Here is an 8,317-nt window from a genome sequence, read left to right as displayed (position 1 = left end):
AGCTAACACCAATGTAAAAGTTGGTGATTTAGTTCGGGTTCGTATAGAATTAAAAGTAGACAGAAATATGCAATACATACATATGAAAGATATGCGTGCTGCAGGTTTTGAACCTATAAATGTTTTTTCTCAATACAAATGGCAAGACGGCTTAGGATATTACGAGAGCACCAAAGATGCTAGCACCAATTTCTTTTTTGATTATCTACCCAAAGGAGTCTATGTTTTTGAATACGATTTACGAGTAAATAATGCTGGTGATTTTAGTAATGGCATTACTACCATACAAAGCATGTATGCCCCAGAATTTAGCAGTCATAGTGAAGGGGTAAGAGTTAAAATAAATTAGCATTTTTTTATATTTACGGCCCTTTCGTAAAATTGTAAGATATTTCAACTAAATTTAAAGTCAATAATATTGATTCTATAATAGTGAGAATTACTGAGCAGCAAAAAAAACTTTTCATTTTTCTGAAAAAAATGGAAAAAATCAAAAGAAAATTTACTCAAGAAGATATTTCAAAATATACTGGATACCCAGTTAAAGGATCTATTAATGCAAAAATAAGCAGGAATGAATGGAGTGCTTTCATAAAACCAATTGGAAATAAAGTTTATGTTTCCGAAGGCGTTCTGAATATAAGTTTAGATGAGTTCGCTAGAAAAATAAGTACTAAGCAGAGGTTATCACCATATCAAGGAAGTAAGATTGCGACGTTTAAACAAGAAGCTAGAGATTTAATCTTGATATCCAAAAGCGAATTTTTATTAGCAATAGAATTATTTAACAGGCCTACAGCCCCCAATAGACTAGATGCCTTTTTAACTCATTTTGTTTCTGCCTTTGAAAAATTACTTAAATCCAAACTAATTGAAGATAAAGGCATTGAATCTATTTGGCAAAATTCTTTAGAAAAGAAAACAAAATCAATTAGAAAAATACTTCATGAAGAATACAAACCATCCAACCCTATCCGGATGAATTTAGAGTACATTATTGATTTAAGAGACAACTCTACCCATTATTTATTACCAGAAATGGGTGCTATTGCTAGTAGATATTTTCAGAGTGGGGTACTTAATTATTCTAAAATGTTTCAGAATTTTGTTGAAGAACCTCCAATTAAACTTCAAGGCATAGGACTTCTTTCTTTAGTATTTGAAGGAGAAACTCCTTCACAAGCATCTTTAAAACAAAACTATGGAGCCTCAAATGCAAATGAGATAATTGGAATGATTGAAAAATTTAAAAACAAAGCTTCCGAAGTTAATGACCTAGAATTTGCCATACCTGTAAATTATAGTATAGGTATTGTTAACAATACTACTGACCCTGATAAAACTCTTGCTAATCTTTCAAGTGAAAAGGCAATTTTTATTGATAAAGTTAGAGATCCAAAAAAGACACACCCTTTTATGGTTAAAGACATTGTAGAACAAGTAAACAAAAGATTGATTAATAAATATGGTTCTGAAAATTTAGAAGAGGTTCTTCCTACTAGAAAAAAACACTCTTTTAATTCTCAAGATTTCATTGGTATATGTCAAAATGAAAATTGGAAAAATAACAGTAATAGATTTCATTTTGACCATGGAAGTCAGGCTAGAAATACATATAGTAAAGAATGTATTGATTTTATTATTCAGAAGATTACATCAGACAAGCGTTATCTAAATCTAGTTAAAGAAAAAAGGCAAAAAAGAAATAAATCCAATAAAAACTAAACCTCAATATAATTCAATTAAAAACAAAAAAGGCTACAAATAAAAGAAAGTAAAATATTACGTAAATTTAGTGCATAACAACTAAAACCTAGTATTTATGAATTCAAAAGTATTTTTAGGATTACGCATTCTTTTTGGCCTTTTCCTTTTATTCTTTGGTCTAAACAAATTTTTTGATTTTGTAATATTTGTTCCGGAAACAGAAGATGCCGTACAATATTTAGAAGCGCTAAATGTAACTAAAACAATGCTTATTGTAGCTATCCTTGAAATTGCCGCTGGATTATCTTTACTACTAAACAAATTTGGCGCATTATTTATGTTGATACTAATTAGTATATCTGTTAATGCTGTTTTGTACCACGCCACATTAGAACCTGCAACTATTCCCGGTTCCTTAATACTAATCGTATTTAATATAATAATGCTTTATGGATACAAAGACCAATATAAAGATATATTAAAAGCATAAATTTATTTCAAAAGACCACAAGACACCAGCTCTCTTTTTACTAGATCTGGCGTCTTTTTTTTGACAGTTATTTTACAGGAAGCTACGTAACTCAGGCTCAAGTTATAAAACATAACTAATACTTACTAAACCAAAAGGTTATCGCATATTTGCAAAACCTTAATTTGGCTTAAAAAAAATCCTTTGATAGCATTACCAAACAAAACAACATCTAAAATTGCCATTAAACTAAAACCCAATGCGGAACTCTTGGTTAAAAAGGGACATCCTTGGGTTTTTGAAAATAGTATTATCAAACAAAATAAAGAAGGTGAAACTGGTGATTTAGCTGTTATTTTTGATAGCAGAAAAAATAGATTTTTAGCCTGTGGCTTTTACGACCCACACTCCCCTATTCGCATTAAAATATTACAAGCCAATAAATCCGTAGCCGTAAATACAGAATGGTTTACTCAAAAAATTGAAGAGGCTTACAAAAAAAGAATTCCTTTATTAAAAACCAATACCAATAGCTATAGGTTTATCTATGGTGAAAATGACGGGTTACCCTCATTAGTTGCCGATGTTTATGACAATGTATTGGTGGTAAAACTATATGCTTCTTTCTGGTTCTATTATTTAAAAGATGTTTTACCAAGTTTAATTAAAACTAGTAAAGCGACCACCACGGTTTTAAGACTTAGCAGAAATACACAAAAGGAAGGCAATGAATTTAATTTTAAGGATGGGCAAATTTTAGACGGAGAACTAAAAAATGAAGTTATTATTTTTAAAGAACATGGCATTAATTTCTCTGCCAATGTTATTCATGGCCATAAGACCGGTTACTTTTTAGACCATAGAGCCAATAGAAAAAAAGTGGGCACCATGGCAAAAAGTAAAACCGTTTTAGATGTTTTCTCTTATGCAGGTGGGTTCTCTATACATGCCTTAGCTGGTGGAGCTAAAGAAGTAACGAGTTTAGATATTAGTAAACCTGCTTTAGAAATAGCAAAAAGCAATGCTAAACTGAACCCTTTTAAGGGAAAGCATAAAACTATTGCTGGTGATGCTTTTGACGAATTAAATAAACTAGCAGAAACCAATACCAAATATGATCTTGTAGTAATAGACCCGCCTTCTTTTGCTAAAAGCGCCACGGAAGTAGACAGAGCTTTGGCTTCTTACAAAAAACTAACTACGCTTGGATTAAAATTAGTTCAAAACAAAGGAACCTTAGTTTTAGCATCTTGTAGTTCTAGAGTAACCGCTGAACAATTTTTTGATTTGGTAGAAGAAACGCTTATAAAAAACAATGTAGATTATACCATTAAAGCAAAAACACTGCACGACATAGACCATCCTATTGGCTTTAAAGAAGGTGCTTATTTAAAGTGTATTTATGTTCAAATAAACAAAATAGAATTCTAAAAGGCGTAAACTCTTTCTACTTCTTCTTTACCTTAGGCGGATATTTATCTAACACCTTATTTACTAGCTCCTGGAGATGCAATTCTCTTTTCTCTGGACTCGTATTATCTTTAAAAGAATCTACACTACGTGCTTGCCAAAAAAGCATTTCTTTCTTATTATCTACAAAATCGAAAATTATTTCTCTCTTTATATTCGGCTGCCCTATCGGAATACCAACCGATACTCCTCCTCCTATAGAACTACCGCTACCTCCCACACCAACACCTACGGTATTACCATTACTTGTTTGGTAAACATTGCTCTCTATATTTATATAAAAATCTGGTTCTTCGGAAAATAACATTCCTTTGCTCTGTAAAGTTATGTTTAAAGACTTCAATAGTCTTTTAGTATCTAATGCACTTAAACCCGTATTTAGATCGGAGAAGTAATTATAAGTGGTATAGTTAGTAAAATCCGTAGTCTTCTCATAGTCATACTGTACGCGCACGGCATTACAAGAAGACAAAACAATAACAAACAACAAAGAAAATAACCCTCTCATAGTAAGCATTTTATATAAATGTAACTAAAAAAGCATGTTAAACTAAGAGGAAACTAATTTATTCGATTAAACGTTAAGCATATTCCAAAGCTTATCTTTTAGCTCTGTAATACCTAATTGTGCAACGGAAGAAATAAACATATAAGGAGCGCCTTTTAAATCTTTATCTAATTCTACTCTCATTTCCGCTATTAGCTCATCATCGAGCATATCGCTTTTAGAGATAGCTATTAGTCTTTCCTTATCTAATAATTCTGGATTATACCTGCGCAATTCATCCAATAAAATTTCATATTCTTTACCAATATCCTTACTGTCTGCAGGAATTAAAAATAGTAAGGTAGAATTACGTTCTATATGTCTTAAGAAGTAATGACCAAGGCCTCTACCTTCAGCTGCACCCTCAATAATTCCAGGAATATCTGCCATTACAAAACTCTGAAAATCGCGGTATTCCACAATACCCAAGTTGGGTTTAAGGGTAGTAAATTCGTAATCTGCAATTTTAGGTTTTGCAGATGTTATAACAGAAAGCAAAGTAGATTTACCTGCATTAGGGAAACCTACCAAGCCTACATCTGCTAATACTTTTAATTCAAAAATAAAATCTTTTTCTTCCCCGCTTACTCCTGGTTGTGCATAACGCGGAGTTTGGTTTGTAGAGGATCTAAAATGCCAATTACCACGACCGCCCATACCGCCTTTCATGATAATTATTTCTTGGCCGTCTGCAGTAATTTCGTGAACTACTTCTTGCGTTTCTGGGTCCTTAACAATAGTTCCCAATGGTACATCTAAATACACATCTGTACCATCTTCACCTGTACTTCTACTTTTAGCTCCATGTCCTCCATGAGTTGCTTTAAAGTGCTTTTTAAATTTATAGGTAACTAGCGTCCAAAGGTTTTTATTCCCTCTAAGAATAACATGTCCGCCACGACCACCATCTCCACCATCAGGGCCACCCTTTGTAATGAATTTTTCTCTATGTAAATGCACAGAGCCTTTACCCCCATTTCCTGAAGTTAAAAACACCCTTACGTAATCTACAAAATTCCCCTCCGTCATACCTACAAATTCTTATTCCTGTTCTATATTAAACTATAGACTATCTATAACTCCTGCTAAACGTTCCGTAATTTCAGCAATACTTCCGATACCGTTTACGCTATAGAATTTGCTTTGCCCTTCATAATATTCTTTCAAAGGAGCTGTTTTTAAATTATATTCCTCAAAACGATTACGAATTTTACTTTCATCTTGATCATCAGAACGCCCACTTACTTTGCCTCTTTCCAAAAGTCTTTGAATAAGAATCTCATCATTAGCTTCTAAAGCCACAGTAGCATTTATAGCCATATCCTTAGATTCTAAAAAAGTATCTAGTGCTTTAGCCTGAGCTGTAGTTCTTGGGAAACCATCAAAAATAAAACCTGCAACATCTGCATTTTTCTCGACCTCATCTTGCAACATTTTAATAGTAACTTCATCTGGTACTAAATCTCCTTTATCCATATAGGATTTTGCTAAATTCCCTAATTCGGTACCATTTTTAATATTATATCTAAAGACATCTCCTGTAGATATGTGTTTTAAATTGTACTTTTCTTTTAAGAATTCAGCCTGAGTGCCCTTCCCAGCGCCTGGTTTTCCAAATAGGACAAGATTAATCATAGTTGTTTGGTTTAATTGATATACTTCTTTTAAATTTCTCCCTAATTCATCATAATCTAATCCATAACCTACTATAAATTTATCCGGAATATCTAATCCAAAATAATCTATAGAATATTCCCCTCGATAAACTTCTGATTTATAGAACAAAGTGGCTATTTTAAACTCTTTAACATTTGTTCTGCTAAACAAATGAATAAGCTCTTTTAAAGTTCTTCCAGTGTCAATTATATCTTCTAAAATAATTACACTTCTTCCTTCAATATTCTCTGGTAAATCTAATAATGTTTCTACTATCCCTGTGGAAGTAAGCCCTTGATAAGAACTAAGTTTTACAAAAGAAACTTCGCATGGATGGTTATACGCTTTTAAAACATCGGATACAAACATAAAAGAACCATTGAGAACACCAACAAAAATTGGCACTTCGTCCTTGTAGTCTGCTGCAATTTTATCTGCAACACGTTTTACTGCAGCAAGAATTTCTTCTTCGCTAAGAAAAGGTTTAAATGTTTTATCGTGTAATTTTATTAGTCCCATTAGTTTTAATAAGGAGGCAAAGATAACATTTTGAAGGCTGTTTTTAGATTATATAGAATTGGTTTCTAAGATTTAGGTGTATTTTTGTTGTTATTCTATACTAAAAGTGCTGTTTAAACATGAATTATTTTTCTTCAGATTTTAAATTAGGGATTCTCGGTGGTGGTCAACTAGGTAAAATGATGTTGTATGAAACCCGGAAATTAGATATTTACACCAAAGTTCTGGAATCGTCCAAAGAAGCTCCATGCAGAATTGCTTGCGATGAATTTGTTTTGGGCGATTTATTAGATTTCGATGCCGTTTATAATTTCGGCAAAAATGTAGATGTTCTTACTATTGAAATTGAAAATGTAAATATTAAAGCTCTAGAAAAATTGGAGAAAGAAGGTGTAAAAGTATATCCACCAACAAAGGCTCTTAAAATTATTCAGAATAAAGCAACGCAAAAATTATTTTATGTAGATAATAATATCCCAACAGCTACTTTCTCTCGCTTTGCATATACCAGTGAAATTGCAGATAGTATAGCACATGGCGGTATAAGCTTTCCTTTTGTTTGGAAAGCTGCTCAATTTGGATACGACGGACAAGGAGTAAAAGTGGTTCGAAAGGTTGAAGACTTACAAGATTTACCCAATGTAGAATGCATTGCTGAGGAAATGGTTCCTTTTAAAAATGAATTATCGGTGATTGTTGCCCGTAGTGCATCTGGCGAAGTGGTTAGCTACCCAGTTGTAGAAATGGAATTTCATCCAGAAGCCAACCAGGTTGAATATGTTATTTGCCCTGCAAGAATAGACGAATCTGTCGCTAAAAAAGCACAAGAAATAGCATTAAGAGTATCCGACAAGATACAGCAAGTAGGTCTTTTAGCTGTAGAAATGTTTCAGACCGAAAACGATGAAATTTTAGTGAACGAAGTTGCTCCGAGACCACATAACAGTGGCCATCAAACTATAGAAGCAAGTTATACCAATCAGTTTGAACAACATATTCGTGCTATTTTAGACCTGCCTTTAGGAAGTACCGAAAACAAAGTGGCTGGTATAATGGTAAATCTTGTAGGTGCCGAGGGGTATACCGGTGCTGTTGTTTATGAGAACATTGAAAATATTCTTAAATTAGAAGGTGTTACACCACATATTTACGGAAAAAAACAAACGAGACCTTTTCGAAAAATGGGGCATGTAACTATCGTAAATAAAGATATAACGAAGGCAAGAGCAATTGCCCAAGAAGTAAAAGAAACAATAAAAGTAATAAGTAAATAATATTATGAGCAAAGTAGCAGTAGTAATGGGAAGTACAAGCGACCTTCCTGTAATGCAAGAAGCCATAGATATCTTAAAAGGTTTTGATATAGAGGTAGACGTAGACATAGTTTCTGCACACCGAACTCCAGAAAAATTATTCGATTTTAGTAAAAATGCACACACTAATGGCTACTCTGTAATTATTGCAGGTGCTGGTGGAGCTGCGCACTTACCTGGTATGGTTGCATCTATGTCTCCATTACCAGTAATTGGTGTTCCTGTAAAAAGCAGTAATTCTATTGATGGTTGGGACTCTATACTATCCATTCTACAAATGCCTGGAGGAGTTCCTGTTGCAACCGTTGCTTTAAACGGAGCTAAAAATGCTGGTATACTTGCCGCCCAAATTATAGGTAGTGGCGACACATGCGTTTTAGACAAAATTATCCTTTACAAAGAAGGGTTAAAGCAAAAAGTTATAGAAGGAGCTAAATCTATTAGCAATTAGCAATTAGCAATTAGCAATTAGCAATTAGCAATTAGCAATTAGCAAAACTAAAAAAATGAGCTTTATACTTGCTCTTGAACTTTTTCACCTTTAAAACTTTTAAATCTCAGATAAAAAAATGAACCCACTTTTATCCCCTTTTGATACTGCACCATTTTCTACTATAAAAAACGAGCATTTTAAAC

General features: G+C 33.1%; 9 protein-coding genes. 6 read left to right on the top strand and 3 right to left on the bottom strand.

The genetic code is table 11. The features are described from left to right. The 4 genes from QZZ51_RS15355 to QZZ51_RS15340 form a co-directional block, all read left to right on the top strand. Positions 1-349: hypothetical protein (locus tag QZZ51_RS15355; RefSeq protein ID WP_291871261.1), on the top strand; the 349-nt coding region annotated here is incomplete at its 5' end. A gap of 131 nt (positions 350-480) precedes the next feature. Then, positions 481-1,725 carry a DUF3644 domain-containing protein gene (locus QZZ51_RS15350; RefSeq protein WP_291871259.1) on the top strand — a complete coding sequence of 415 codons (1,245 nt, stop codon included), beginning with the start codon at positions 481-483 and terminating at the stop codon, positions 1,723-1,725. Positions 1,726-1,822: 97 nt separating this feature from the next. Beyond that, positions 1,823-2,197: a DoxX family membrane protein gene (locus QZZ51_RS15345; protein WP_291871257.1), complete on the top strand. Its 375-nt coding sequence runs from the start codon at positions 1,823-1,825 to the stop codon at positions 2,195-2,197. Positions 2,198-2,380: 183 nt separating this feature from the next. Further along, positions 2,381-3,607: a class I SAM-dependent rRNA methyltransferase gene (locus QZZ51_RS15340; protein WP_291871256.1), complete on the top strand. Its 1,227-nt coding sequence runs from the start codon at positions 2,381-2,383 to the stop codon at positions 3,605-3,607. A 16-nt stretch (positions 3,608-3,623) separates the two neighbouring features. On the opposite strand, the gene QZZ51_RS15335 is transcribed toward QZZ51_RS15340, so the two are convergent. The 3 genes from QZZ51_RS15335 to QZZ51_RS15325 all read right to left on the bottom strand — a co-directional run bounded on the left by QZZ51_RS15335 (position 3,624) and on the right by QZZ51_RS15325 (position 6,368). Next, complete coding sequence (locus QZZ51_RS15335) at positions 3,624-4,154, bottom strand: DUF4136 domain-containing protein (RefSeq protein ID WP_291871254.1); 531 nt, start codon at positions 4,152-4,154, stop codon at positions 3,624-3,626. 66 nt (positions 4,155-4,220) lie between these two features. Further along, a complete protein-coding gene (gene obgE / locus QZZ51_RS15330) occupies positions 4,221-5,222 on the bottom strand; it encodes a GTPase ObgE (protein ID WP_291871252.1) in 1,002 nt (333 codons plus the stop codon). Between the two features lie 33 nt (positions 5,223-5,255). Then, positions 5,256-6,368 (bottom strand): adenylate kinase, encoded by a 1,113-nt coding sequence (locus tag QZZ51_RS15325; RefSeq protein ID WP_291871250.1) that lies wholly within the window; start codon positions 6,366-6,368, stop codon positions 5,256-5,258. Positions 6,369-6,487: 119 nt separating this feature from the next. Here QZZ51_RS15325 and QZZ51_RS15320 point away from each other — a divergent pair, with 119 nt between their 5' ends. Together QZZ51_RS15320 and purE are read left to right on the top strand one after the other, a co-directional pair. After that, a complete protein-coding gene (locus tag QZZ51_RS15320) occupies positions 6,488-7,642 on the top strand; it encodes a 5-(carboxyamino)imidazole ribonucleotide synthase (RefSeq protein ID WP_291871248.1) in 1,155 nt (384 codons plus the stop codon). A 4-nt stretch (positions 7,643-7,646) separates the two neighbouring features. Further along, positions 7,647-8,132 carry a 5-(carboxyamino)imidazole ribonucleotide mutase gene (gene purE / locus QZZ51_RS15315; RefSeq protein WP_291871246.1) on the top strand — a complete coding sequence of 162 codons (486 nt, stop codon included), beginning with the start codon at positions 7,647-7,649 and terminating at the stop codon, positions 8,130-8,132. Positions 8,133-8,317 lie beyond the last annotated feature (185 nt).

It is taken from the genome of Maribacter sp. (assembly GCF_016744255.1).
Lineage (GTDB): Bacteria > Bacteroidota > Bacteroidia > Flavobacteriales > Flavobacteriaceae > Maribacter_B.
This window is presented reverse-complemented; position numbering and strand designations above follow the sequence as displayed.

Coding starts and splice junctions, on each gene's coding strand:
- obgE (WP_291871252.1), bottom strand. CDS start 5,222: ATGACGGAGGGGAATTTTGTAGATTACGTAAGGGTGTTTTTAACTTCA.
- purE (WP_291871246.1), top strand. CDS start 7,647: ATGAGCAAAGTAGCAGTAGTAATGGGAAGTACAAGCGACCTTCCTGTA.
- QZZ51_RS15345 (WP_291871257.1), top strand. CDS start 1,823: ATGAATTCAAAAGTATTTTTAGGATTACGCATTCTTTTTGGCCTTTTC.
- QZZ51_RS15320 (WP_291871248.1), top strand. CDS start 6,488: ATGAATTATTTTTCTTCAGATTTTAAATTAGGGATTCTCGGTGGTGGT.
- QZZ51_RS15335 (WP_291871254.1), bottom strand. CDS start 4,154: ATGAGAGGGTTATTTTCTTTGTTGTTTGTTATTGTTTTGTCTTCTTGT.
- QZZ51_RS15350 (WP_291871259.1), top strand. CDS start 481: ATGGAAAAAATCAAAAGAAAATTTACTCAAGAAGATATTTCAAAATAT.
- QZZ51_RS15325 (WP_291871250.1), bottom strand. CDS start 6,368: ATGGGACTAATAAAATTACACGATAAAACATTTAAACCTTTTCTTAGC.